Consider the following 25,177-nt stretch of genomic DNA (forward strand, 5'->3'; position numbering starts at 1 on the left):
AGGTGGTGGTCCAGGCGGTGCGTGCCGATCCTGCGGTGACGGTGACCTGGGCGTTGTAGCCGCTGCCCCAGGCGTTGGTGACCGCGAACGTCGCGGTGCACGCCCCCGGCTGCGGCGTCGGAGTCGGAGTCGGCGTGGGGGTCGGCGTCGGCACCGGCGTCGTGCTGTCGAGCCCCAGGAACGTGATGGCTCGCGGCACCATGCCGGCCTTCGGCAGGTCGTGGGCCGAGGTGGCATCGCTGATCGCCTCGACCACGGGCTGGCTACCGGCCGAGCCGTACCGGGTGCGCGTCCACCCCGAGACCGGCGAGTCGGTCAGCACGGGCGTCTGGCTCACGCCGTGGAGGTTGGTCCACTGCTTGATCGCCTCGCCGAAGTTGTTGTAGTGCAGCACGGTGTCGTTGACGCCGTGCCACAGCTGCATGCGCGGGTACCGGCCGGTGTAGCCCGGGTACATCGCCCGGGCGGCGTCGCCCCACTCCTGCGCCGTCTTGATGATCTGGCCGCCCGAGCACTGGCTGTTCCACGTGTTGCTGCTGCTGCCGGTGGCGAAGCAGGTCGCCGGCACGCCCTCGAACGCAGCGGCTGCCGCGAACACGTCCGGGTACTCGGCGGCGAGCACGTTCGTCATCATCGCGCCCGACGAGACGCCCGTGACGTAGACCCGCGAGGAGTCGACGTTCCACTGCTGCTTGGCATAGCTCACCATCGACATGATGCCGACGGGGTCGCTCCCGCCGCCGCGCTGGAGCGCCTCCGGCGAGTACACGTCGAAGCAGCTCCCGCTGCGCGTCGCCTCGGGGAACACGATGACGTACCCGTAGGTGTCGGCAGCCGTCACGTACTCGCGCGCGGCGCCGTTGAAGTACCCGGACGCCGAGCCCGTGCAGTAGTGGACGGCGACGAGCAGTGCCGGGTTCGGCGCCACGTTGTCCGGCACGTAGACGTACATGTTCAGGTTGCTCGGGTTGTTCCCGAAGGCCGTCACCTGCGTCAGCGTCGCCGCGGCGGCAGGCTGGGCACCCAGCGTGGCCGTGACCAGGGCGGTCAGGCCGAGCAGCGGCAGGCAGAGGGCGGCGACGAGGGCGGCCGCGAGCCGCCTCGCCGAGCGGGGTCGCGGACGCCGTTCGTCCGTCCGGTCGGTTCTCAGCATCGAGCGCCTCCAGTCCGAGGGTGCGGCCCGATCCTGGGCCGGGGCCCAGGATGGTGCGCCCCTTCGGCGGAGGGAACCGACCTAATCGTTTCTCAGCAGCGCGCCTCGCCGGGACGCGCCGCGACGGCCTGAGGGCTGTCCAAGAGTCCGCTTCGAGAAGGCCCTGAGGTATCGCTTCGCCACTGGAAGCGATACCTCAGGGCGTTCTCGAGGCGGACTTTTAGAGACCGAGCGCCACCGGCGTGCCCGGGCCGCGCGTCGGCGGCTCCTTGGAGATCTCGGCGTAGGCGGCGGCGAGCAGCGCCGGGTCGGGCCCCTCCAGGCGGGTGGGCTCGGCGACGTCGTCGAGCACGACGAACCGCAGCAGGTCGCCGCGCGACTTCTTGTCGCGGCGCATCGCGGACAGGAGCTGGTCCCACCGGTCGCCCCGGTACGTGACCGGCAGCCCGAGCGAGGTGAGGATCGCGCGGTGCCGGTCCACGACGTCGTCGGGCAGCTTGCCGGCCAGGCGCGCGAGCTCCGCCGCGAAGACCATGCCGACCGCCACGGCGGCGCCGTGCCGCCACTGGTACCGCTCGGACAGCTCGATCGCGTGGCCGAGGGTGTGCCCGTAGTTGAGGATCTCCCGCAGCCCGGCCTCGCGCAGGTCCTCGCCGACGACGGCGGCCTTGACCCGCACCGACCGCTCCACGAGCTCGGCGAGCACGTCCCAGGTCTCGGGCGCCGCGTCGGCGCCGGCCCACTCGCGCAGCGAATCGGCGTGCTGCTCGACGAGCGTGAGGATCTGCGGGTCGGCGATGAAGCCGGTCTTGACGACCTCGGCGAGCCCCGCCACGAGGTCCCAGCGGCCGAGGGACTCGAGCGCCGCGAGGTCGCACAGCACGCCCGCCGGCGGGTGGAACGCGCCGACGAGGTTCTTGCCCTCGGCCGTGTTGATGCCGGTCTTGCCCCCGACGGCGGCGTCGACCATCGCCAGCAGGGTGGTCGGCACGAGCACAGTCCGGACGCCCCGCAGCCAGGTCGCGGCCACGAAGCCCGCCAGGTCGGTGGTCGCTCCCCCGCCGACGCCGACGATCGCGTCGGAGCGCGTGAAGTCGAGCTGCCCCAGGATGCCCCAGAGGAACGCGGCGACCTGGGCGGTCTTCGCCTCCTCCGCGTCGGGGACCTCGGCGAGGTAGGCGTCGTAGCCGGCGGCCCTGAGGTCCTCGTGGATCACCTCGGCGGTCGCGGCGAGCGCGGCGGGGTGGATGACGAGCACCTTGCGGGCCGCGGGCCCGATCAGCCCGGGCAGCTCGCCGAGCAGGTGCCGGCCGATCACCACGTCGTAGGGGCTCGCGCCCGTCACGGTCACGCGGGTGGTCGTGCTGCCGGCGTCGGTCATGCTCGGGACTCCTTCGGTACCTGCGTGGGCAGGGCGCGCGCGATCTCCTGCGCGACCGTCTGCGGGGGCCGGTCGTCGCTGACGACGTGGACGGTGGAGAGCCGCTCGTACGTTGGCCGGCGCTGCTCCATGAGCGCCTGCCAGCGGGCCCGCGGGTTGCCGAGCAGCAGCGGCCGCGCCTGGTTGAGCCCGACGCGGGGCGCCGCGACCGCGAGGGAGACGTCGAGGAACACGACCGTCCCGCCGGCGCGACCGTAGGCTTCGAGCGCCTCCTGCGTGCGCGGGTCCATGACGGCACCGCCGCCGAGCGCCAGGACGCCGTCGTGCAGCGCCAGGGCGGTGGTCACGGCGTCGCGCTCGAGGTCGCGGAAGTGCGGCTCGCCGTCGTCGACGAAGATGTCCGCGACCGACTTGCCCGCCTCGGCCTCGACGTCGGAGTCGGTGTCGCGGAAGCTGCGGCCGAGCAGGCCGGACAGGGCGCGCCCCACGGTCGTCTTGCCGCTCCCGGGCGGCCCGATCAGCACGGCCACGGGACCCTGGGCTGCGACGATCACCGCAGCAGCTCCGGCACCGAGTCGAGGTAGGCCTGCGCGTTGCGCCGCACCTCGGCCACCGAGTCGCCGCCGAACTTCTCGACCGCGGCCTCGGCGAGCACGAGCGCGACCATCGCCTCGGCGACGACGGCGGCCGGCGGCACCGCGCACACGTCGGAGCGCTGGTGGTGGGCGGTGACGGGCTCGCCCGTCGCGATGTCGACCGTGGGCAGCGCGCGCGGCACCGTCGAGATGGGCTTCATCGCGGCGCGCACGCGGACGATCTCCCCGTTCGACATGCCGCCCTCGATGCCGCCGGCGCGGTTCGTGGTGCGCTCGATCCCGCCGGGGCCGCGCACGATCTCGTCGTGCGCCGCCGTACCGCGGCGGCGGGCGGTGCGGAAGCCGTCGCCGACCTCGACGCCCTTGATCGCCTGGATGCCCATGAGCGCGGCCGCGAGGCGCGCGTCGAGGCGGCGGTCGCCCTGGACGTAGGAGCCCAGACCGGACGGCACGCCGTACGCCAGCACCTCGACGACGCCGCCGAGGGTGTCACCGTCCTTGTGCGCGAGGTCGATCTCCTCGACCATCAGCTTCGACGACGCGGCGTCGAAGCACCGCACCGGGTCCGCGTCGAGGCGCTCGACGTCGTCCGGGCCGGGCAGCGGTGCGCCGTCGGGCACCTCGGCCTCGCCGATGGCGACGACGTGGGAGACGAGCCGGATGCCGAGCGCCTGCTCGAGGAGCTTCGCGGCGGGGACGCCGAGCGCCACGCGGGCCGCGGTCTCGCGTGCCGAGGCGCGCTCCAGGACCGGGCGGGCGTCCTCGAAGCCGTACTTGCGCATGCCGATCAGGTCCGCGTGACCCGGGCGCGGGCGCGTCAGGGGCCGGTTGCGCGCGATCTCGCGCGTGTCGCCCGTGCCCGCGTCGACCTGCAGGGCCTCCGGAGCCACCGGGTCCGCCGACATCACGTCGACCCACTTGGGCCACTCGGTGTTGGCGATCTCGATCGCGAGGGGGCCGCCCTGCGTCACGCCGTGCCGCAGGCCGCCGAGCACGCGCACCTCGTCCTGCTCGAACTTCATGCGCGCACCACGGCCGTAGCCGAGACGACGGCGGGCCAGCGCCGCCTGGATGTCGGCCGTCACGAGCTCGACCCCCGCCGGGAGGCCTTCCATGACCCCCACGAGGGACGGACCGTGCGACTCACCCGACGTCAACCAGCGCAGCATGCAGCGATTCTCTCACCCGAGCCCGGCCGCGGCGGCCGGTGTCCGCAGTGCGGCCGACAGGGCCTCGTCCATCGCGGCCAGCGGCGCAGGGCGGCCCGTCATGAGGCGGACCTGCTCCGCGGCCTGGTGCAGCAGCATCCGCTCGCCGCTCACGACGACGCCGCCCGCGGCGGCCCAGGCGCGTGACAGCGCCGTGGGGCGCGGGTCGTACACGACGTCGATGAGCACGCCCCGCGGTGTCACGCCCGCCGCCGTCAGCGCCTCGGCCCAGGGGTCGGCCGCGTGCTTGGGCATCGTCGAGACGACGGCGTCCGCCCCGGCCAGAGCGGCGACGGTCGGCTCCCGCTCGAGCTCCTCGAACGACGGGGAGACGCCCATCCGCGCGACGGCCTCGCGCAGCGGTCCGATCCGGTCCAGGTTGCGGACAAGGACCGTGGGCGCCGGGCAGCCCAGCTCGGCGAGCGCGGCCAGGGCGGAGGCCGCGGTGGCCCCGCCGCCCAGCACCACGGCGGACGCGACAGGCTGCCCGACGCCGGCGCCCCCCTCGCGCAGCGCCGCGACCAGCCCGTGCACGTCCGTGTTGGCGCCCGTGAGCGTGACGCCGCAGCGGGCCGAGCCGATCAGGACCGTGTTGACCGCGCCCACGGCCTGCGCCAGCGGCTCGACGTGGTCGAGGAGCGGGAACACGACCTGCTTGAGCGGCATCGTCAGGCTCAGGCCGGCCCAGCCCAGGTCGACGTCGCGCAGGAAACCCTCCAGGGCGTCCTCGGTGACGTCGAACGCCGCGTACTGCCAGCCCTCGAGCCCCAGGGCGCGGTAGGCGGCCGTGTGCAGCACCGGGGACAGGGAGTGCGCGACCGGGTGGCCGAGCACCGCGGCCCGCCGGGTCGGTGCGGTGGTGGTCATCAGTACCCGTTCTCCGCGGCCCACTTCTGGAACTCGTCCTTGAAAACGAGGAACTCGTCGTAGCTGGCCGTGAACTTCGTCTCCTGCGTCTCCAGGTTGACGGTGACGTAGTACTCCCAGGGCCCCTCGGGCGGCGAGAGCACCGCCTCGATGGAGGCGCGGCTCGGGGAGCCGATCGCCGTGGGCGGCAGGCCCGCCACCACGCGCGACGCGTACGGGAAGGACGTGTCCCGGAACTCCGCGGTGGTGATCTCGCTCGACGGCTTGCCCCGCCCGTACGAGTCGATCGCGTCGAGGCCCAGCGGGGTGCCCTTCGCCAGGCGGTTCTCGATCACCCGCGCGACCTCGCCCCGGAAGTCGTCGGGCGCCTCGCGCTCCACGAGGGACGCCTTGATGACCACGTCGTGCCGCTGCTCCGCGGGGACGCCGAGCTCGTCCAGCTCCTGGACGGTCGTCGCCACCATCTCGCGCAGCACGTCGGCGGCAGCGACGGTGTCCGGCTTGGCGTCGTACGTGCCCGCCGCGAGCCAGCCCTCCAGGCTCCCGGCGGCCTCGGCGGGCAGCCCCAGGCCGGCCAGGTCCGCCAGGGCCGCCTCGACATCGGCCTGCGGCCAGCCCGCCTCGATCATGCGGTCCTTGACCTGGCCCGCGGTAAAGCCCTCGGGAACCGTCAGCCCGCCCCGCACGACCTCGTTCGCGGCGAGCAGCGCCACGGCGTCCTTCGCGCTCATCTCCGAGAGCAGCATGTGCTCACCGGCCTGGATCTGAGCGGAGTCGGGGTTCGCCTCGAACTCGCGCACGAACGCCTCGACGCTGCCGACCACGCCGGCGTCGTACAGCGCCTGGCCCATCGACGTTCCGGTCGAGCCCTCGTCGATCGTCACGGCGACCTCGCCCGTGCCGGGACCCGGGAAGTCCTTCGCCGCGAGCGGCGTCGCGTAGCCGAAGATCATGCCGTCGTTCTTCACGACGTACGCGCCGGCGCCGCCGACGAGGCCGAGGGCGACGAGGAGCGTCACCGTCGCACGGACCCGCTGACGGCGCTTGCGAGCCTTCCGCTCGCGGGAGCTGCCGCCCCCTGCCGGCGCCCCGCTCGCATGGCGCGGCGGCCCGCTGTAGGACAGGGTCTCCAGCACGTCAGTCACCCGCAGTTGCCTCGCAGTCTCGTCGTCTCGCGCGTTGCCTCACAACAGAGTGGCACATTTCACCCGGTGGTCCCGAACCGCGCGCGTCAGCCGCCGTTCGCGGCCAGCCAGGCGTCGAGCTCCGCCTTGTTCTTCTCGTGCTCGGCATTCGTCACGGCGAACTTCGTCTCGCCCGTGTCGAGGTTGACGGCCACCCAGAACAGCCAGTCCCCGGGCTCCGGGTTCAGGACGGCGTCGACCGAGGCGACGCCCGGGCTCGCGATGGGACCCGGCGGCAGGCCGGTGTGCTTGTACGTGTTGTACGGGTTGTCCGCGTTCGCGAGGTCGTCCGACGTGAGCTCGGTCCCGGGCTTGCCCGCCCCGTACGCCACGGCGGCGTCGACCTGCAGGAGCATGTTCCGGTCCAGCCGGTTCTCGATGGCGCGCGCCATCTTCGGCCGGTCCGGCGCGAACTTGGCCTCGCGCTCGACGAGCGACGCCTTGATCAGGACAACCTGCCACTGGTCCTGCGGCACCTGGCGCTCGGTCAGCTCCTGCACGGTCCCCTGGACCATCTGGGCGAGCAGGCTCGCGGCCGTGTCGCTCGGCGTCACGAAGTAGGTGCTGGGGAGGAGCCAGCCCTCGACCTGCCCGCCGGCCTCGGCCGGCAGGCCGAACGATGCGGGGTCGGCCAGGGCCGCGTCGAAGTCCGCCCGCGGCAGGCCCGTCACCTCGACCGCCCGGGCCACGACCTGTGCCGCCGTGTACCCCTCGGGGATGGTGAGCTTGAGCTCCACCTTCTCGTTCTTCACGAGCAGCGCGACGGCGTCGGACGCCTTCATCTCGGTGAGCATCACGTGGACGCCCGACTGGATGAGCGGCGCGTTCGGGTTGGCCTCGAAGGCCTGGACGAACGCCTCGACGCTGGCGACCACTCCGGCGTCGTACAGCGCCTGGCCCATGTCGTTGCCCGTCGAGCCCTCGGCGATCTCGACCTCGACCTGCTCGGCGCCGGGGCCTGGGAAGTCCTTCGCGTCCAGCGGGTTCACGAAACCGAACAGGGAGCTCGCCTGCCGCGACACGACGTACCCCGCCGCGCCGACGACGGCGAGGGCGACGACGAGCACCACGAACGTCCGCAGCCGCTTCTGCCGCTTGCGCCGCTTCGCCGCCTTCCGGTCTCGCACGTTGCCGCTCCGGCTCCGCGCCTGGCGGGTCGCGCCCGTCGGCGGCAGCGGGTTAGCGCTGGTGAACAGGTCCGTCACCGCACCTCGCCTCGCGATCTCGTCGTCGTCCTGGTCTGGGTCGTCCATGCAGTCTCATGCACGCTGCACCTCCACGAGCTCGCCGGCGCGTCCCCCGCTCGCCCGCTCCGCGTCGAGTGCAGATTGCAGAATGATAACGGCTGCCGCCTGATCGATCACCGACCGATGCTTGCGGCCCTTGCGCCCGGAAGCGTACAGGGCCTGATGGGCCGTCACGGTCGTCATGCGCTCGTCGACGAGCCGAACCTGCGCGCGCTCCCCCGCCGCGGCCAGCGCAGCCGCCAGCAGGCCGGCGAACCCGCGGGCGTCGGCGGTCGCGGCGCCCTCGGCCCCGGACAGGTGGCGGGGCAGCCCCACGTAGACGACGGCGGCGAACCGGTCGGCCGCCTCCGCGACGATCCGCGCGACGTCGGCCGTCACCGGCCCCGGGGCCGCGCCACCGCCGTCGAGCACTCTCGGGACCGTCTCTACAGGCGTGGCGATCAGCCCGTCGGGGTCGCTCGCGGCGAGGCCGATGCGTGCCTTGCCGACGTCGACGCCCAGGCGGGCTCCCCGCGGGAGGCCCGGCTGGGCGTCGAGAGAATCAGGCATCACGCGCCCACGGCCACCAGGCGCACGCCCTCGGCCACGCCGGCCAGCGCCGACGGAAGGGCCGACGCGTCGGTGCCGCCGCCCTGGGCCAGGTCCGGCTTGCCGCCGCCACCGCCGCCGAGGACGCCGGCGGCACCCTTGGCGAGGTCGCCGGCCTTGAAGCCGCGCTCCCGGGCCGTCGCGTTGGTCGCGACGACCACGACGGGCCGCCCGCCCGACACGCCGCCGACGGCGACGACCACGGGCTCGGCCTCGCCGAGGCGACCGCGCACGTCGAGCACGAGGGCCCGCAGGTCGTCCGCGGAGGCGACCTCCCCGGCGTCGTGCGTCACGACACGGACGTCGGCCACACGCGGGGCGTTCGCGGCCAGCGTGCCGGCCGCGGCGAGGAGCTGGCCCTGGCGCAGCGCGGCGAGCTCCTTCTCCGACTCCCTGAGGCGGCTGACGAGCGACCCGACGCGGTCGAAGAGCTCGTCCGGACGCGCGTTGAGCAGGCCCTGGAGCTGGCCCACCAGGGCGTGCTCCTTCGCCTGGAAGCCGTACGCGCCGTCGCCGACGAGAGCGTCCACGCGGCGCACGCCCGAGCCGATCGACGACTCGCCGAGCAGCGTCACGCGGCCCAGCTCGCCCGTGCGCTGCACGTGCGTGCCGGCACACAGCTCGCGCGACCAGTCGCCGCCGATGGACACCACGCGGACCACGTCGCCGTACTTCTCGCCGAACAGCGCCATGGCGCCGAGGGCCTTGGCCTCGGCGATCGGCATGACCTGGTCGGTCACGTCGAGGTTGTCGGCCAGGCGCACGTTGACGCGCTCCTCGATCTCCTGCAGCGCGCCCGCCGGGACGGCCGACGGCGAGCGGAAGTCGAAGCGGATCCGGCTCGGCGCGTTCTCGGAACCGGCCTGCGTGCGGTCCGGGCCCACGAGCTCGTGCAGTGACTTGTGGATCATGTGCGTGGCGCTGTGGGCGCGCGAGATGGCCTTGCGGCGCTCGGTGTCGATCCGCGCCGTGCCGGGGTCGCCCAGCACCAGGGTGCCCTCGGTGAGGCGGCCGCGGTGCACGGACAGGCCCTTGATCGGCCGCTGGACGTCGTCGACCTCGATGATGGCGCCGCCGTCGAGCACGATCGTGCCCTGGTCGGCGAGCTGGCCGCCGGCCTCGGCGTAGAACGGCGTCCGGTCGAGCACGACCTCGACGTCGGCCGGGGCGGTGGCCGCCGGGGCGGGCACGCCGTCGACGAGCAGGCCGGCCACGCGCACGGTGGCGTCCTGCTGCGTGTAGCCGAGGAACTGAACGGGGGCCGCAAGGTCCTTCTCCACGGCCTCGTACGCGGCGACGTCGGCGCCGCCCTGGCGCTTGGCGAGCGCGTCGGCGCGGGCACGCGACCGCTGCTCCTGCATGAGGGAGCGGAAGGCCTTCTCGTCGACGGACACGCCCTGCTCGGCGGCCATCTCCAGGGTCAGGTCGATCGGGAAGCCGTAGGTGTCGTGCAGCTGGAAGGCCTTGTCGCCGCCCAGCTCCACGCCGCCGGCCGACTTCAGCTCGCGCACCGCGCCGTCGAGGATCGTCGTGCCCGAGGCGAGCGTGCGGTGGAACGCCTCTTCCTCGCCGTAGGCGACCTGCGAGATGCGGTCGAAGTCGGTGGCGAGCTCCGGGTACGACGGCGACATGGCGTCGCGCGAGACCGGCAGCAGGGTCGGCAGCGACACGCCGTCGACGCCCAGGAGGCGCATCGCCCGGACGGAGCGGCGCAGCAGGCGGCGCAGGACGTAGCCGCGGCCCTCGTTCGAGGGGCGCACGCCGTCGCCGATGATCATGAGGGCCGAGCGCACGTGGTCGGCCACGACGCGCATCCGGACGTCGTCCTCGTGGTTCGCGCCGTAGGCCCGGCCCGACATCTCGGAGGCCGCGGCGATGACCGGGAACACCTCGTCGATCTCGTACATGTTGTCCTTGCCCTGGAGCAGGTACGCGACGCGCTCCAGGCCCATGCCCGTGTCGATGTTCTTCTTGGCCAGCTCGCCGAGGATGGGGAAGCCCTTCTTGTCCCCGCCGTCACCCCGCTCGAACTGCATGAACACGAGGTTCCAGATCTCGAGGAACCGGTCGCCTGCCAGGTCGACGGCGGGACCGCCGTCGGGCCCGAACTCCGGGCCGCGGTCGTAGAAGATCTCCGAGCACGGGCCGGCCGGTCCACGGGCGCCCGTGGACCAGTAGTTGGTGTCCATGTCGAGGCCCTGGATGCGCTCGTCGGGCATCCCGGCGATCTCCTTCCAGAGCTGCCGGGCCTCGTCGTCGTCCTTGTAGACGGTGACCCAGACCTTCTCCGCGGGGATGCCGTAGCCGCCCTCGTCGACCGACTTCGTGATGAGGTCCCACGCAAACGTGATGGCCCCCTCCTTGAAGTAGTCCCCGAACGAGAAGTTGCCGTTCATCTGGAAGAACGTGCCGTGACGAGTGGTCTTGCCCACGTCCTCGATGTCAAGGGTGCGCACGCACTTCTGCACGCTCGTGGCGCGCGACCACGGCGGCGTCTGCTCCGCCGTCATGTACGGGATGAACGGGACCATTCCGGCGATCGTGAACAGCGTCGACGGGTCGGGCGAGATCAGGCTCGCCGACGGCACCACCGCGTGACCCTGGGCGGCGAAGTAGTCGAGCCAACGCTTGCGGATCTCGGCGGTACGCATGGAGTACTGGTCCTTTGGGTGAGGGCACGGTGCTGTCGTGCCTGGTACGAGCAGTCCCATTCTGCCGCCGCCAGGGCGGCTCAGGGAAACCGATGGTCGGCCGCGAGGGCCGCACGTCTAGAAGAACGAGTAACCGAGCTCGGCCTCGTCGTCCGGCAGGTCTGCCTGACGGCCCTCGCGCATCGCGGTCCGCCGGGCGCGGGTCGTCTCCGGGTCGGGCTGGCCCTCGGCCAGGAGGGACGCCATGAGCTCCTTCTCGCGCTGCGCACGCGCCACCGCGAACTCCGCACGGAACTCGTGGGCGGCCTGCGCGAGGCGCGCTCCGGCGTCGTCCACCGCGGCCGCGGCCCGCTCGCTCACCGAAGCCGGGGTGTAGCGCGCGATGATCTTGCGGCCCTGGCGGTACACCACGACCGTGACCACCACCCCGACGCCCACCCAGAACAGGCGGCGCGTCATCGGCCGTCCCCTGCGTGCCGGCCGCTCTGTCCTCCGGGCTGCGCCCTGCCGGCCGCGCGCCCGAACGCGCGGCGCACGCCGTACGAGAAGGCGGCGACCTTGACGAGCGGGCCGCCCAGCGTCGCCGCGTACAGGCCCGTCAGGGCGGAGACGTTCTCGCTGACCTGCGCGGCGGACGTCGTGATGGTGTCGACCTTCACGAGCTGGGTGTTCGCGGACGCGACCGTTCCCGCCGCCTCGTCGAGGATCGGCACCGAGTGGTCCGTGACCGTCCGGATGCTCACGCGCGCCTCGTCCAGGACCTTGCCGAGCTTCCACAGCGGCACCGCCAGGAACCCGACAAGCAGAACGAACGCGATGGCCGCGATGAGTCCCGCCACGTCGCCAAGGGTCATGCCCGATCCCGCCTTCCCGATGCGCGAATTGTCGTCGTCACCCTATCCCGGCACGTGCCGGTGTGCCGGAGCGCGAACGCCCCGCCTGCACGGGTGCAGGCGGGGCGTCGTCGAGCAGGAGCAGGGTCAGCAACCTCTTGGCTTCCGCCAGCTTGCTTCGCCTGGACCCTCGCAGGAGGCAGGGATCAGCGAGCGTAGAACTCGACGACCAGCTGGACCTCGCAGGTGACGGGGACCTCGGCGCGCGTCGGGCGGCGGGTCAGCGTGGTCGACAGCTTCTCCAGCTGCACCTCGAGGTAGCCCGGGACGGCCGGCAGCACGTCGCGGTGCGCGCCCGCGGCGGCGACCTGGAACGGCGTGGTGGCCTGGCTCTTCGGCTTGACCTGGATCGTCTGGCCGACCTTCACGCGGAACGACGGGCGGTCCACGATCTTGCCGTCCACCAGGATGTGACGGTGGGTCACGGCCTGGCGGGCCTGCAGCACGGTGCGGGCGAAGCCGGAGCGGAGCACGACGGCGTCGAGACGCGTCTCGAGGTCCTCGACCATGACCTCACCGGTCAGGCCCGGGTGCTTGCGGGCGTTCTCGTACACCTTGACGAGCTGCTTCTCGCGCAGGGCGTACTGGGCGCGCAGACGCTGCTTCTCGCGCAGACGCACCGCGTAGTCCGACTCGGTGCGGCGACGGGCGCGGCCGTGCTCGCCGGGCGGGTAGGGGCGCTTCTCGAAGTGCTTGACGGCCTTCGGCGTGAGCGCGAGGCCGAGGGCGCGGCTCAGGCGAACCTGGCGGCGCGAACGGGTGACAGAGGTCACGTGTTCTTCCTGTCCTGTAGTGATCGAAGAGGTCACACCCGGGGCACACGCTTGCCCTGCCATTCCTGGCAGGGCGGCGGAGTGCCGGGTGCGGGACCAGCCGATGGACCTCCGAACGAGGAGGTCACGGGGCCGGGGTCCCAGGGAGCTGCCGGCGCGGTCCCGAGAACGGAACCCGCGTGACGGCAACCTGCACATCCTATCCCACCTGGGCCGTCGGAAGCTCCCCGGGGTATGGACCGGAGAGCTTCCGACACCGTGGTGGGGTCAGCGGCTCGCCGTCCCCACCGGCTCGGCCGCCGGCTCGTGGTGGTGGCGACGCTCCAGGGCGGCGCCCTCGATGTCCGCGTTCGGCAGGATCCGGTCGAGCCACCTCGGCACCCACCACGCCGCGTCGCCCACCAGGTGCATGAGCGCGGGGACGAGCGTCATGCGGACCACGAACGCGTCGACCAGCACGCCGAACGCCAGGCCGAAGCCGATCGGCCGGACCATCGCCAGGTGCGAGAACACGAAGCCGCCGAACACCGAGATCATGATGATCGCGGCGGCCGTCACGACCGCACGGCCCGCCACCAGGCCGCGCCTGACGGCGACCCGGCCCGACGCGCCGTGGGCGTACGCCTCGCGCATGCCCGACACGAGGAACAGCTGGTAGTCCATCGCCAGGCCGAACAGCACCCCGACGAGCATCGTCGGCAGGAAGCTCAGCACCGGCCCCGGCGCGTGCACGCCGAACACGTCGCCCAGCCAGCCCCACTGGTAGATCGCGACGACGCCGCCCAGCGCGGCGAACACCGACAGGATGAACCCCAGCGTGCCGATGACCGGCACGAGGATCGAGCGGAACACCACGATCAGGATGATCAGCGAGAGACCGACGACGATCCCGAGGTAGAGCGGCAGCGCGTCCGCCAGCTTCTCGGAGACGTCGATGTTGCCGCTCGCCTGCCCCGCGACGCCGAGCGACACCGTGGCGCCGTCCTCGTCGAGCTCCAGCCCGCGCAGGTGGTGCACCAGGTCCTCGGTCGAGACGCTGCTCGGGCCGTCGACGGGCACGACCTGGTAGGCCGCCACCCGGAAGTCCTCCGACAGGCCGATCGGCACCACGGCCACCACGTCCTGCTGCGCGAGCAGCTGCTCGCCCACGCTCACCTGCAGGTTCTGGGCGGCCGCCTCGTCCAGGCCGTCCGGGAGGTCGGCGACGACGAGCAGCGGGCCGTTCACGCCGGCGCCGAACTTCTCCTCCGTCACCTGGTACGCCCGGTACTGCGTCGACCCGACCGGCTCGGACGAGCCGTCCGGCAGGCCGAGGCGCAGCGACAGGGCCGGCAGGCCCACGACCAGGAGCACGCCGATCGCCACCACGGCACGCACCACGGCACGCCACGTCGAGGCCGGACGCTCCGCCGCCGTCGCTGGCGCATCCGGCGCCGTGGCGGACGCGGCGAACGTCCCCGCCCCGAGCGCGCGGCGCTCGCGGCGGGTCAGCACCCGGTGCCCCACCAGCCCGAGCAGGGCGGGGGTGAACGTCACGGCGACCAGGACCGCGACCAGCACGCAGACGGCGCCGACGGTGCCCATGAGGCCGAGGAAGCCGATCCCCGTCACGTTGAGCGCGACGAGCGCGATGATCACCGTCAGGCCGGCGAAGACGACCGCGTTGCCGGAGGTCCCGTTGGCCAGACCGATGGACTCGTGCAGCTCGAGGCCCTCGCGGAGCTGGCGGCGGTGCCGGTTGAGGATGAACAGGGAGTAGTCGATGCCGACGGCCAGGCCCAGCATGACGCCGAGGATCGGGGTCACGGAGACCATCTCGACGACGCCCGAGAGGCCGAGCGTCGCGAGCGCGCCGACGCCCACGCCGATGAGGGCGCTCAGGATCGGCAGCCCGGCCGCGATGAGCGTGCCGAGCATCACGAGGAGCACGAGGCCCGCCACGACGACGCCGATGATCTCGCCCGGGCCGACGAGGCCGGAGATGCTGCGGACGAGGTCGCTGGAGAACTCGGCCTGCACGCCATCGACCGGGGCCTCCTCGACGGCGGCGACGACGGCCGCCTTGACCTCGTCGGGAACCTCGAACGTGGAGACCTCGAATCCGACGACGGCCACCGCCGCCGTGCCGTCCTCCGAGACGGTCCGGAACTCGCGGGCCATCTCGAGCTGGGACCGGGCGAGGCCGAGCTCGCGCTCGTTCTCGGCGAGCTCGGTGCGCCCGGCCTCGAGGTCGGCGCGCGCGGCGTCGAGCTGGGCCCGGCCTGCGTCGAGCTGCGCCTGCTGTGCGTCGAGCTGCGCCTGCTGCGCGTCGAGCTGGGGCTGTGCCTGGGCGAGCAGCCCGGCGGCCTCGGCCTGGGCGCGGGCGGCGTCGAGCTGTGCCCGGCCGTCGTCGAGCTGAGCCTGCCCCGTGTCGAGCTGAGCCTGCTGCGCCTCGATCTGCGCGGCGCCGTCCTCGATCTGCTGCTTCGCGGCGTCGATCTGCGCGAGGCCGTCGGCGACCTGCTGCTCGGCGTCGGCGCGCTCCTGGGCGGTCTCGAACGGGTCGGTGACGGACTTGACGCCGTCGACTTCCTCGACGCCGCCCAGCGCTGCCGAGATGTCGGCGCGCTGCGCGTCCGTGAGCGGCTCGCCGTCCTCCGTGTGGAAGACGATCGTCGCGGACCCGCCCCCCGCCTCGGGCAGGACCTCCTGCAGGCGGTCGCTCACCTGCTGGGTCGGGGTGCCCGGGATCGTGATCGCCGAGCCGAGCACGCCTCCGAACGCGACGAACGCGACGGCCGCGAGGGCGAGGGCGACGGCCCACGCGCTGATCACGACCCAGGCGCGGCGCGCCGCTGCCTTGCCGAGCCGGTACAGGAGCTCTGCCATGGTTCCTTCTCCTCTGGGCGCACCGGAGCGCGCCGTCGCGCGCCCGCGGTGGGCACGACGTTCGGGGGGTACAGCTGGGTCAGTCCCGCGCGCGGCCGAAGCCGTCGCGGAGGGTGGTGAGCACGCGGTCCACGAGCTCGTCCCACACGGCGCGGGACTCCGGGTCGTCGCTCGCACCGGTGCGTACGTGCCAGTGCAGGGCGACGACGCCGAGCCCTCCCGTGAGCGAGCCGACGAGCACGTTCACGTCCAGCGGGTCGGCCCCGTGGTGCCGGCGCAGCACTTCCGCGGCGAGCCGGTCCGAAATGATGCGCAGCGACTCCCTGACGCGGGCGTCCTGGTGGGCGTCCATGGGGTCCTCGGGGCTGAGGAGGCGCAGCATGCGAGAGAGCGGGGTGACGATGTCGGTCGCCCGGATGACCTGGGCGATCTCGTCGAACATCGAGGCGGCGGTCCCCTCACCCACGGGGGTCGCCTCCGCGACGGCGGTGAACTCCTCGACGATGACCCCCATGGCCTCGATGAACCCGGCGGTCACGATCTCGTCGAGGGAACCGAAGTGGTTGAAGATCGTCCGCCGCGAGACGTCGGCCCGGGCCGCGAGCTCGTCGGCGGTCAGGCCCGGCAGACCACGCTCGCTGACGATCTGCGCGGCCGCCACGATGATCGCGTGGCGGTTCGCCGTCTTGAGCGCGGCGCGTCGGTCCTGGATGGCCATGGTGCCTACACTAAGTGCATTGCTGCACTCAGTGCAACCTGCCTGCTCCGCCGAGATCCGGCATGCTGGGACGAAGCCCGTGCCCACCACCCGGCGACCGAAGGGTCCGACGCGATGCCGCTGCGCAACGAGGTCCAGCTCATCACCTACGCCGACCGGCTCGCCGGCGATCTCGCCGGCCTCGTGCGGCTGGTGCGCTCCGACGATCTCGCCGGCGCATTCGGCGGCGTCCACGTGCTGCCGTTCTTCACCCCGTACGACGGCGCCGACGCCGGCTTCGACCCGATCGACCACACGGCGGTCGACCCGCGGCTGGGCTCCTGGGACGACATCCGCGAGCTGGGCCGGACGCACGATGTCGTCGTCGACCTCATCGTCAACCACGTCTCGGCGGGCTCGGCCGCGTTCCGCGACGTCGTCGAGCGAGGCGAGGCCTCCGGCTCGTACCCGATGTTCCTCACGCTCTCCTCGGTCTTCCCCGACGGCGCCACCGAGGAGGACCTGACCCGTATCTACCGGCCACGTCCCGGACTGCCGTTCACGCCCATCCGCCTCGGCGGGCGGCTGCGCTACGTCTGGACGACGTTCACGCCGGCGCAGATCGACATCGACGTCCGGTCCGCTGCCGGGAAGGCGTACCTCGCCTCGATCCTCGACGCCGTCGCCGCAGCGGACGTGCGGCTCGTGCGCCTGGACGCCGTCGGGTACGCCGTCAAGACTCCGGGCACGACCAGCTTCATGACCCCCGAGACCTTCGCCTTCATCGAGGACTTCACCGCGCAGGCGCGTTCGCGCGGCGTCGAGGTGCTGGTCGAGGTGCACTCGTACTACAAGATGCAGGTCGAGATCGGCCGGTCCGTGGATCTCGTCTACGACTTCGCGCTGCCGCCGCTCGTGCTCCACGCCCTGTTCACCGCCGACGGCACGGCCCTGGCGGGCTGGCTACGAGAACGCCCGCGCAACGCCGTCACCGTCCTCGACACGCACGACGGCATCGGCGTCATGGACGTCGCCCCGGACCCGACCGTGGAGCCGGGCGAACCCGAACGCCCCGGGCTCCTGACCCCCGAGCAGGTGGACGAGCTGGTCGAGGGCATCCACGAGCGCACCGGCGGCACCTCCCGCCGGGCCACGGGTGCCGCGGCGTCCAACCTGGACCTGTACCAGGTCAACTCGACCTTCTACGCCGCGCTGGGCGAGGACGACGGGCGCCACCTCGCCGCCCGGGCGATCCAGCTCTTCACCCCGGGCATCCCGCAGGTGTACTACGTGGGAGCGCTGGCCGGCTCGAACGACATGGACCTGCTCGACCGCACCGGCGTCGGGCGGGACATCAACCGGCACCACTACGCCCCGGACGAGCTCGCCGCAGCGCTCGAGCGCCCCGTGGTCCGCGCGCTGCTGGGCCTGTGCCGCTTCCGCAACGCCTTTCCCGCGTTCGACGGCGACGTGGACGTCACCCTCGACGGCCCGGTCCTCACGATGGTGCGGCGCGGGGTCGACGTGCCCGACGCCGTCGCCGTCCTCGCCGTCGATCTCGCCACCGGCGCCTCGTCGGTCCGGTGGTCGGGTGGTCCGTCCGGCTCCGGGCGGACCGACGACCTGCTGGCCGCGCCACCCGCCCTCGGAGGCTGAGGCGGGCGCTACGCCTGCGCGTCGAGGATCGCCCGGATGCGCTCCAGGCGCTCGCTCACCTGACGCTCGAACCCGCGGTCGCTCGGCGCGTAGTACCGCCTCCCCGCGAGCTCGTCCGGCAGGTACTGCTGGGGCGCGACCGCGTGCGGCCAGTCGTGCGCGTACCGGTACTCCTGGCCGTGGCCCAGCCGCTCCGCGCCCGCGTAGTGCGCGTCCCGCAGGTGCACCGGCACGGTCCCGATCCGACCCGCACGCACGTCCGCGAGCGCCGCGTCGATCCCGTTGTACGCCGCGTTGGACTTGGGCGCCGTGGCGAGGTGCACCACGGCCTCCGCCAGGATGATCCGCCCCTCGGGCATGCCGATGAGCTGGACCGCCTGGGCCGCGGCGACGGCGGTCTGCAGCGCCGACGGGTCGGCCAGGCCGACGTCCTCGGCGGCGGAGATGACGAGGCGCCGGGCGATGAACCGGGGGTCCTCCCCCGCGGCCACCATGCGCGCGAGGTAGTGCAGGGCGGCGTCGACGTCGGAGCCGCGGATCGACTTGATGAACGCCGAGATGACGTCGTAGTGCTGGTCGCCGTCCCGGTCGTAGCGCACGGCCGCCACGTCGACGGCCCGTTCCACGGTCGCCAGGTCGATCTGGGGGACGCCGGCCGCCTCGCCCCCGTCGTCGGCCAGGGCCTCCCCCGAGAGGGCCGCGCCCGCCGCGGCCTCGAGGATGGTGAGCGCCTTGCGGGCGTCCCCGCCGGCGAGGCGGACGAGGTGCTCCTCGGCCGCCTCGGCGAGGACCACGCCTCCGCCCAGGCCGCGCGGGTCGGTGACGGCGCGACGCACGAGGTCGCGCACGTGCTCGGCGGTCAGGGGGCGCAGCGTGAGCAGCAGGGAGCGCGACAGCAGCGGGGAGTTCACGGAGAACGACGGGTTCTCCGTGGTCGCGGCCACGAGCGTCACCCAGCGGTTCTCCACGCTCGGCAGCAGCGCGTCCTGCTGGGACTTCGAGAACCGGTGCACCTCGTCGATGAAGAGGACCGTCTCGTCGCCGCCCGTGGCGAGGCGCCGCCGGGCGTCCTCGATGACCTGGCGCACGTCCTTCACACCCGCCGTCACGGCAGACAGCTCGACGAAGCGGCGCCCGGACACGGTCGCGATGAGGTAGGCGAGCGTCGTCTTGCCCGTGCCGGGTGGCCCCCACAGGATGACCGACGACGGCGCGGCCCTCCCCGCCGCCGTTGCCCCGCCCGTGCCCCCGCCCGGCTCGATGAGGCGCCGCAGGGGCGAGCCGGGCACCAGCAGGTGTTCCTGGCCCGCGATCTCCTCCAGCGAGGCCGGGCGCATGCGCACCGCGAGCGGGGACGCCGGCCGGGGGCGCGGCGTGCCCTGGGCATCGGTGGTCGCGGCGTCGAAGAGGTCCATGACCACCAGCCTAGTTTCCGGCTTCGACGGGACGGTTTCGTCCGGAAATGAAATGCTCGTCCGGTGTTCACGTCGCTGTTCGGCCAGCTGGGGAGGGCGGTCGCCCGCCGTCCCCTGATCACCGTCGTCGTGTGGGCGGTGCTGGCTGTCGTCGGGTACGTGGTGGCCTTCGCCGGGGTCGGCGGTTCGTCGCTGTTCGACCGGGTCACGACCGGAGCGGTCACGGTGCCCGGATCCGAGAGCCAGGCCGGCCTGGAGCTGCTGTCCGAGAACGACACGTCCGGGGAGTCCGTCACGCTCGTCGTGCAGGGCGTGGACCCGGCCTCCCCCGCAGTCGTCGAGGCGATGGCGACCGAGAACCAGCGGCTGGCGGCGATCCCCGGCGTGGCCACGGTCATCGATCCCTACGTGCTCGAGGGCGGGCTGGAGAACCCGGCGGCCTCGACCCTCGTGGCACGCTCGGGCGACGGGTTCGTGCTCGAGGTCACGCTCGACCTCGGGCTCGCCGAGGCGGAGCGCGACGAGGCGCACGACCTCGTCGTCGACCGCCTGCGGGCCCTGCCCGCCACGCTGGGCGACGACGCGACGGGCCTGGTGAGCAGCACCGACCTGGTGATCGACGAGATCACCGGCCAGGTCCGCGAGGACCTCGAGACCGGTGAGGTCATTGCGCTGCCGATCGCCCTGCTCGTCATGGTGCTGGTGTTCGGCGGGTTCCTGGCCGCGTCCATGCCGATGGCCGGTGCCGTCGCGTCGATCGGCGCGGGGCTCGGCCTCCTGCTCGCCCAGACGTACCTCCTGGAGGTCGACGCGTCCGTGGTGAACGTCATCACCCTGCTCGCCATCGGCCTGTCCATCGACTACGGGCTCCTCGTCGTGTCCCGCTTCCGCGAGGAGCTCGCCAACCTGACCGACGACGAGGAGGCCGTGCCCGGTCTGCGGCGGCGGCGCGGCGACGGCGTGGTGCAGGAGGCAGTCGCCCGCACCCTCGCGACCGCCGGGCAGACCGTCGCGTTCTCGGCCGTGACCGTCGCGATCTCCATCTCCGGCCTCCTGGTCTTCACCCCCGAGATCCTGCGCAGCATCGGCGCGGGGGGCGTCACGGTCATCCTCGTCGCCGTCCTCACGGCGCTCACCCTCGTGCCGGCCCTCCTCACGCTCACGGGGCGCCGCCTGGCGCGTCGCGGGCTGCTCGGACGCATCCCGGGCCTGCGGGTCCTGCTCGCCCGCACCGCGGACACCCGGACCGACGAGGGCGTGTTCTCCCGGCTCGCCGAGCGGGTGCAGAAGCACCCGGCGTGGACCGCGCTCGGGTCGCTGCTGGTCCTGCTCCTGCTCGCCCTGCCCGTGGTCGGGCTGCAGATGCGCAGCTCGGGGATCGAGCTGCTGCCCCGCTCGTCCGACCAGCGCGTCCTCGTCGAGGTGCTCGCCGACGACTACCCGGCCAGCGACGGACCCGAGGTCTTCGTCGTGGCCGCCACCTCGCTCGATGCCGTCACGGGGCTCGTGGGGCAGATCGAGGAGCTCGAGCACGTGACCGGCGTCGACGAGCCGCGCGAGGCGGGCGGCTACCTGGTGCTCGGCGTGAACGTCGAGGGCGGCGACCCGGCCGGCACGCCGGCCGTCGAGGTGGTGCAGGGCGTCCGCGGCCTCGACCCCGGGTACGAGACCTGGGTGACCGGCCAGGCCGCGGCCCAGCTCGACTTCCGGGACGCACTCACCGACCGCGTGTGGTGGGCCGTCGCGATCGTGGCCGCCGCGACGCTCGTGCTGCTCTTCCTCATGACCGGTTCGCTCGTGCTGCCCGTCAAGGCGATGCTCACGAACGCGATCTCGATCAGCGCGTCGCTCGGGGTCCTCGTCTGGGCCTTCCAGGAGGGGCACCTCGAGGGACTCCTCGGCTTCGACGCCGTCGGCGGCATCGAGACGTACGTGGTGGCGATCGTGATCGCGTTCGCGTTCGGCCTGGCCATGGACTACGAGCTGTTCCTGCTGTCGCGCGTGCTCGAGCTGCACCACGAGGGACGCAGCGACGACGAGGCGGTGCGCGTCGGGCTGCAGCGCTCGGGCCGAATCATCACGTCGGCCGCGGCGATCATCGTCGTCGTGTTCGCCGGGTTCGTGTTCGGGCGCCTCCTCGTCATCAAGGAGGTGGGCTTCGCGCTCGCGCTCGCCGTGATCGTGGACGCGACGCTCGTGCGCCTGCTGCTCGTGCCCGCCACGATGACGCTGCTCGGGCGCTGGAACTGGTGGGCGCCGGTGTTCCTGCGCAAGATCCACGCGCGGGCGGCGATCACGCACTGACGCGGCGTCACCGACGGCCACGAGGTAGTCGCTCGGTCCGGCCCGGCGCCGGACGGAGCGGCTACCTCGGCCACGATCCGGTGCCGAGGTAGCCGGTCCGTCCGGTCGTGCGGTCGAGTCTCAGTACGTGGAGGAGTACCCCGCCGTGCCGACGACCGCGGCGAAGAAGACGAACCACGCGAGCATGCCCAGGATCGCGAGACCGCTCCACGCGATGCCGATCCAGCCGGTCACGATGCCGGCCGTGGCCATCCCTTCGTTGTCCGCGAGCCCCTGGCGTACCGCCTCCTTCGCCTTGAGGCCGACGATGACGGCAGGGATGCCGCCCACGAGGCCGAACATCAGAAGACCCAGGAGACCGAAGACGAGTGAGAGCACGCCCAGGTCGTTCTTCGGCATCGGCGGGCGGGGCGCGTACCCGTAGGGGGCCGGCTGGTAGCCGCCCGGGTACGGCTGCGCGTACTGCTGCTCGGGCTGCGCCGGCCCACCGTACGGCTGCTGCGGCACGACCGGTCCGGCGGGCGCCGGGGCTGGCCGCTGCTCGGGCGCGGGCTGGGTCCAGCCTGCGTCAGGCTGCGTCATGAAAGCCACCTCTCGGGTCAAAGTGGGCAGATCGTATCAGCGCACCTGTCACAGCCCGAAGACCGCCAGGACGGCGACCACCACTGACACCACGGCGAACGAGGCCATCGCCGCCATCCATACGTTCCGGCTGCGGAAGCTCGCGAGCAGGTTCACCGGGCCGCCGCCGCCCCGTCGGGCACCGAGGGCACGGCGGCTCGACGGCGGTGCGTGGACCGGACGCATACCGTGCACCCGCTCCATCTCCCAGAGCAGCTCGGCATCACGGAGCTCGAGCGACGAGTGCCTCGCCATGAGCTGGACGCTCGCCACCGCGACCACCGCGCTGAGCGCTGCCGCGAGAGCCCGCCGCCACTCCGCCCCGCCGCCGAGAGCGATCGTCAGGAGGAACGCCATCGCCGTCATGGCCAGCACCGGCGTCTGCCACATGAGCCCGTTCGACGACACGTGCCGGTCGTTCACCGCCGAGTAGACGGCCTGCTCTTCGCGCCATCCGGGTTCCCCCGCGGCCTGCGCGACCATCTGCCCGGTCCCGGGCCACAGGTCGCCAGGAAGGTCGTCAGTGCGGTACCAAGCGAAGTCGTCGGCCTCGCCGGTCACCGTCAGCGGCCGGTCATCGGGATACGTGGCGACGAAGCACGCGGCGACGGCGTGCTTGCGCGGGTCGTGACCGAGCCCTGGGCGCAACTCCCGGAAGTACTCGTTGACCATGAAGGGCCTGCGCGGCAGGGCACCCGCACCGCTCGGATCCACCGCGTCGAGCTCACGCCGAGCGGCTTCAGCGAGCGTCTCGTCGATCAGGAGACGTCCACCCACGTGGCACCAGACCTTGCCGAACGGTGAGCCACGGAGGATCAGCCCGACCTTGGCGATCCTGCCCTCGCCGTCATGCACGACAGGCAGGACGTCGACACACGCGATGGGGAGCCGGTCGCTGATCTCACGCCACTCAGTGTCCGAAAAGTGTCCCGAAGCCACGGCGACATCATTCCCCCGGGCCAGCGCTGCCGGTGCCGAGGCGCGCCGTCAGGCGCGGGGCGGGCGCCAGGGCGCGGGGCGGGCGCAAGGCGCCGGGCGGGCGCAAGGCGCCGGGCGGGCGCCAGGGCGACCGTCCACCCGAACGGGCGCTCCGTGACGAACGGGTGGGCCAGACCCCGGCCGGCCGGGCGCCCGACCGGGCGAGCCCCGTCGAGACGGGACCGCCCGGGCGGGCGTCCGGCGTCGGGCCGCCGTGTGCTGCCGACCTCACTCCGCCGCTACAGCGACAGGCGTCTTCGCCACCTCGGGCTTCGCGTCGACGCCGGCCTCCTTGCGCTGCTCCGGCGTGATCGGCGCCGGGGCCGCGGTCAGCGGGTCGAAGCCGCCGCCCGACTTCGGGAAGGCGATGACGTCGCGGATCGACGGCGAGCTCGTCAGCAGGGCCACGATGCGGTCCCAGCCGAACGCGATGCCGCCGTGCGGCGGGGCGCCGAACTGGAAGGCGTCCAGCAGGAAGCCGAACTTCTCCTGCGCCTCCGCCTCGCTGATGCCCATCACCTGGAAGACGCGCTCCTGCACGTCGCGGCGGTGGATACGGATCGAGCCGCCACCGATCTCGTTGCCGTTGCAGACGATGTCGTAGGCGTAGGCGAGCGCAGCGCCCGGGTCCTTCTCGAACGTGTCGATCCACTCGGGCGTGGGCGACGTGAACGCGTGGTGCACGGCGGTCCAGCCGGAGGTGCCGAGGTCGACGTCGTCGTCCTCGCCGGCAGGCTTGAACAGCGGCGCGTCGGTGACCCACACGAACGACCAGGCGTCCTCATCGATCTGGCCGGTCCGCTTCGCGATCTCCAGACGGGCGGCGCCCAGCAGGGCCCGCGTCGCGGTCGTCATGCCCGCAGCGAAGAACACCGCGTCGCCCGGCTTGGCACCGGTGGCCTCGGCCAGGCCCGCACGCTCGGCGTCGGAGAGGTTCTTGGCCACCGGGCCGCCCAGCGTGCCGTCGGCCGCGAACGTGACGTAGGCGAGGCCGCGGGCGCCACGCTGCTTGGCCCAGTCCTGCCACGCGTCGAACTGGCGACGCGGCTGGTCGGCACCGCCCGCCATGACGACGGCGCCCACGTACTCCGCCTGGAACACACGGAACGGGGTGTCCTGGAAGTAGTCGGTGAGGTCGACCAGCGGGTTGCCGAACCGCAGGTCCGGCTTGTCCGAGCCGTACAGGCGCATCGCCTCGTGGAACGTGATGCGCGGGATCGGCGTCGGGACCGTGTAGCCGACGAGCTCCCACAGCGCCACGAGGATCTTCTCCCCGAGCGCGATGACGTCGTCCTGTTCCACGAAGCTCATCTCGACGTCGAGCTGCGTGAACTCCGGCTGGCGGTCCGCGCGGAAGTCCTCGTCGCGGTAGCAGCGCGCGATCTGGTAGTAGCGCTCCATGCCCGCGACCATGAGCAGCTGCTTGAACAGCTGCGGCGACTGCGGCAGGGCGTACCAGGAGCCCGGGGCGAGGCGGGCCGGGACCAGGAAGTCGCGTGCGCCCTCCGGGGTGGAGCGCGTCAGCGTCGGGGTCTCTATCTCGACGAAGTCGAGCTCGTCGAGCACGCGCCGCGCGGCCTGGTTGGCCTTGGAGCGCAGGCGAAGGGCGGCGGCCGGGGCGGGACGGCGCAGGTCGAGGTAGCGGTGCTTGAGGCGCGCCTCCTCGCCGACGATCTCCGTGTCCTGCAGGGCCGTGGAGACCTGGAACGGCAGCGGGGCGGACTCGTTGAGCGTCACGACCTCCGTCGCGAGGAGCTCGATCTCGCCCGTCGCCAGGTTCAGGTTCGCGTTGCCCTCGGGGCGCCGGCTGACCTCGCCCGTGACCTGGAGCACGAACTCCGCGCGCAGCGGGTGCGCCACCGACTCGTCGCGGATCACGACCTGCGCGATACCCGACGCGTCCCGCAGGTCGATGAAGGCGACCCCTCCGTGATCACGGCGACGATCGACCCAGCCCGTGAGGGTGACGGTCTGACCGATGTGCTCGGCGCGCAATGAGCCGGCCGTGTGGGTGCGGAGCACGGAGGTTCCTTTCGAGGGTGACTTGCTCGTGAGGTGCGGCGGGACCCCGCCGGGCCCGGGATCCGGGCGCTGCGG

20 protein-coding genes are annotated in these 25,177 nt (G+C 72.8%); 2 read left to right on the forward strand and 18 right to left on the reverse strand.

Annotated elements, in window-relative coordinates; translation table 11 throughout:
* The 14 genes from L1785_RS12635 to L1785_RS12700 all read right to left on the reverse strand — a co-directional run.
* A partial coding sequence (locus tag L1785_RS12635; RefSeq protein ID WP_236089630.1) for an extracellular catalytic domain type 1 short-chain-length polyhydroxyalkanoate depolymerase occupies positions 1–1,153 on the reverse strand: 1,153 nt, incomplete at its 3' end.
* 220 nt (positions 1,154–1,373) lie between these two features.
* The gene (gene aroB, locus L1785_RS12640) at positions 1,374–2,534 is read right to left on the reverse strand and encodes a 3-dehydroquinate synthase (RefSeq protein WP_236089631.1); all 1,161 of its coding nucleotides are present in this window, start codon (positions 2,532–2,534) and stop codon (positions 1,374–1,376) included.
* Positions 2,531–3,088, reverse strand: coding sequence for a shikimate kinase (locus L1785_RS12645; protein WP_236089632.1), 558 nt, complete (start codon positions 3,086–3,088; stop codon positions 2,531–2,533). Before L1785_RS12645 ends, aroB begins: the two co-directional genes overlap by 4 nt.
* Positions 3,085–4,299 (reverse strand): chorismate synthase, encoded by a 1,215-nt coding sequence (aroC, locus tag L1785_RS12650; RefSeq protein ID WP_236089633.1) that lies wholly within the window; start codon positions 4,297–4,299, stop codon positions 3,085–3,087. The genes L1785_RS12645 and aroC overlap by 4 nt, the downstream gene beginning before the upstream one ends.
* A 12-nt stretch (positions 4,300–4,311) precedes the next feature.
* On the reverse strand, positions 4,312–5,205 hold the full coding sequence (locus L1785_RS12655; protein ID WP_236089634.1) for a shikimate dehydrogenase: 894 nt from the start codon (positions 5,203–5,205) through the stop codon (positions 4,312–4,314).
* Positions 5,205–6,350, reverse strand: a complete 1,146-nt coding sequence (locus L1785_RS12660) for an endolytic transglycosylase MltG (RefSeq protein WP_236089635.1) — start codon at positions 6,348–6,350, stop codon at positions 5,205–5,207. The genes L1785_RS12655 and L1785_RS12660 overlap by 1 nt, the downstream gene beginning before the upstream one ends.
* A gap of 86 nt (positions 6,351–6,436) precedes the next feature.
* Positions 6,437–7,642 (reverse strand): endolytic transglycosylase MltG, encoded by a 1,206-nt coding sequence (gene mltG, locus L1785_RS12665; RefSeq protein WP_236089636.1) that lies wholly within the window; start codon positions 7,640–7,642, stop codon positions 6,437–6,439.
* 6 nt (positions 7,643–7,648) lie between these two features.
* A complete protein-coding gene (gene ruvX, locus L1785_RS12670; protein WP_236089637.1) occupies positions 7,649–8,185 on the reverse strand; it encodes a Holliday junction resolvase RuvX in 537 nt (178 codons plus the stop codon).
* Positions 8,185–10,875: an alanine--tRNA ligase gene (gene alaS, locus L1785_RS12675; RefSeq protein ID WP_236089638.1), complete on the reverse strand. Its 2,691-nt coding sequence runs from the start codon at positions 10,873–10,875 to the stop codon at positions 8,185–8,187. Before alaS ends, ruvX begins: the two co-directional genes overlap by 1 nt.
* A gap of 117 nt (positions 10,876–10,992) precedes the next feature.
* On the reverse strand, positions 10,993–11,334 hold the full coding sequence (locus L1785_RS12680; protein WP_236089639.1) for a hypothetical protein: 342 nt from the start codon (positions 11,332–11,334) through the stop codon (positions 10,993–10,995).
* The gene (locus L1785_RS12685) at positions 11,331–11,729 is read right to left on the reverse strand and encodes a DUF948 domain-containing protein (protein WP_236089640.1); all 399 of its coding nucleotides are present in this window, start codon (positions 11,727–11,729) and stop codon (positions 11,331–11,333) included. The genes L1785_RS12680 and L1785_RS12685 overlap by 4 nt, the downstream gene beginning before the upstream one ends.
* A 185-nt stretch (positions 11,730–11,914) precedes the next feature.
* Positions 11,915–12,541, reverse strand: coding sequence for a 30S ribosomal protein S4 (gene rpsD, locus L1785_RS12690; RefSeq protein WP_236089641.1), 627 nt, complete (start codon positions 12,539–12,541; stop codon positions 11,915–11,917).
* 267 nt (positions 12,542–12,808) lie between these two features.
* A complete protein-coding gene (locus L1785_RS12695) occupies positions 12,809–15,409 on the reverse strand; it encodes an MMPL family transporter (RefSeq protein WP_236089642.1) in 2,601 nt (866 codons plus the stop codon).
* 79 nt (positions 15,410–15,488) lie between these two features.
* Positions 15,489–16,127 carry a TetR/AcrR family transcriptional regulator gene (locus tag L1785_RS12700; RefSeq protein WP_236089643.1) on the reverse strand — a complete coding sequence of 213 codons (639 nt, stop codon included), beginning with the start codon at positions 16,125–16,127 and terminating at the stop codon, positions 15,489–15,491.
* A gap of 114 nt (positions 16,128–16,241) precedes the next feature.
* On the opposite strand from L1785_RS12700, the gene gtfA reads away from it, so the two are divergent.
* Positions 16,242–17,762, forward strand: a complete 1,521-nt coding sequence (gene gtfA, locus L1785_RS12705; RefSeq protein ID WP_236089644.1) for a sucrose phosphorylase — start codon at positions 16,242–16,244, stop codon at positions 17,760–17,762.
* 8 nt (positions 17,763–17,770) lie between these two features.
* On the opposite strand, the gene L1785_RS12710 is transcribed toward gtfA, so the two are convergent.
* Positions 17,771–19,177, reverse strand: a complete 1,407-nt coding sequence (locus L1785_RS12710) for a replication-associated recombination protein A (RefSeq protein WP_236089645.1) — start codon at positions 19,175–19,177, stop codon at positions 17,771–17,773.
* 63 nt (positions 19,178–19,240) lie between these two features.
* Between L1785_RS12710 and L1785_RS12715 the strand changes: the two genes are divergently transcribed.
* A complete protein-coding gene (locus L1785_RS12715; protein ID WP_236089646.1) occupies positions 19,241–21,481 on the forward strand; it encodes an MMPL family transporter in 2,241 nt (746 codons plus the stop codon).
* Positions 21,482–21,601: 120 nt separating this feature from the next.
* Here the strand turns inward: L1785_RS12715 and L1785_RS12720 are convergent, their stop codons facing one another.
* The 3 genes from L1785_RS12720 to aspS all read right to left on the reverse strand — a co-directional run bounded on the left by L1785_RS12720 (position 21,602) and on the right by aspS (position 25,102).
* Entirely contained in the window at positions 21,602–22,063 is a 462-nt protein-coding gene (locus L1785_RS12720; RefSeq protein WP_236089647.1) for a DUF4190 domain-containing protein, read from the reverse strand.
* A 48-nt stretch (positions 22,064–22,111) separates the two neighbouring features.
* Entirely contained in the window at positions 22,112–23,041 is a 930-nt protein-coding gene (locus L1785_RS12725) for a DUF4916 domain-containing protein (RefSeq protein WP_236089648.1), read from the reverse strand.
* Between the two features lie 267 nt (positions 23,042–23,308).
* Positions 23,309–25,102, reverse strand: a complete 1,794-nt coding sequence (gene aspS / locus L1785_RS12730) for an aspartate--tRNA ligase (RefSeq protein WP_236089649.1) — start codon at positions 25,100–25,102, stop codon at positions 23,309–23,311.
* Positions 25,103–25,177: the final 75 nt, after the last annotated feature.

The organism is Antribacter soli (genome assembly GCF_021568775.1).
Lineage (GTDB): Bacteria > Actinomycetota > Actinomycetes > Actinomycetales > Cellulomonadaceae > Antribacter > Antribacter soli.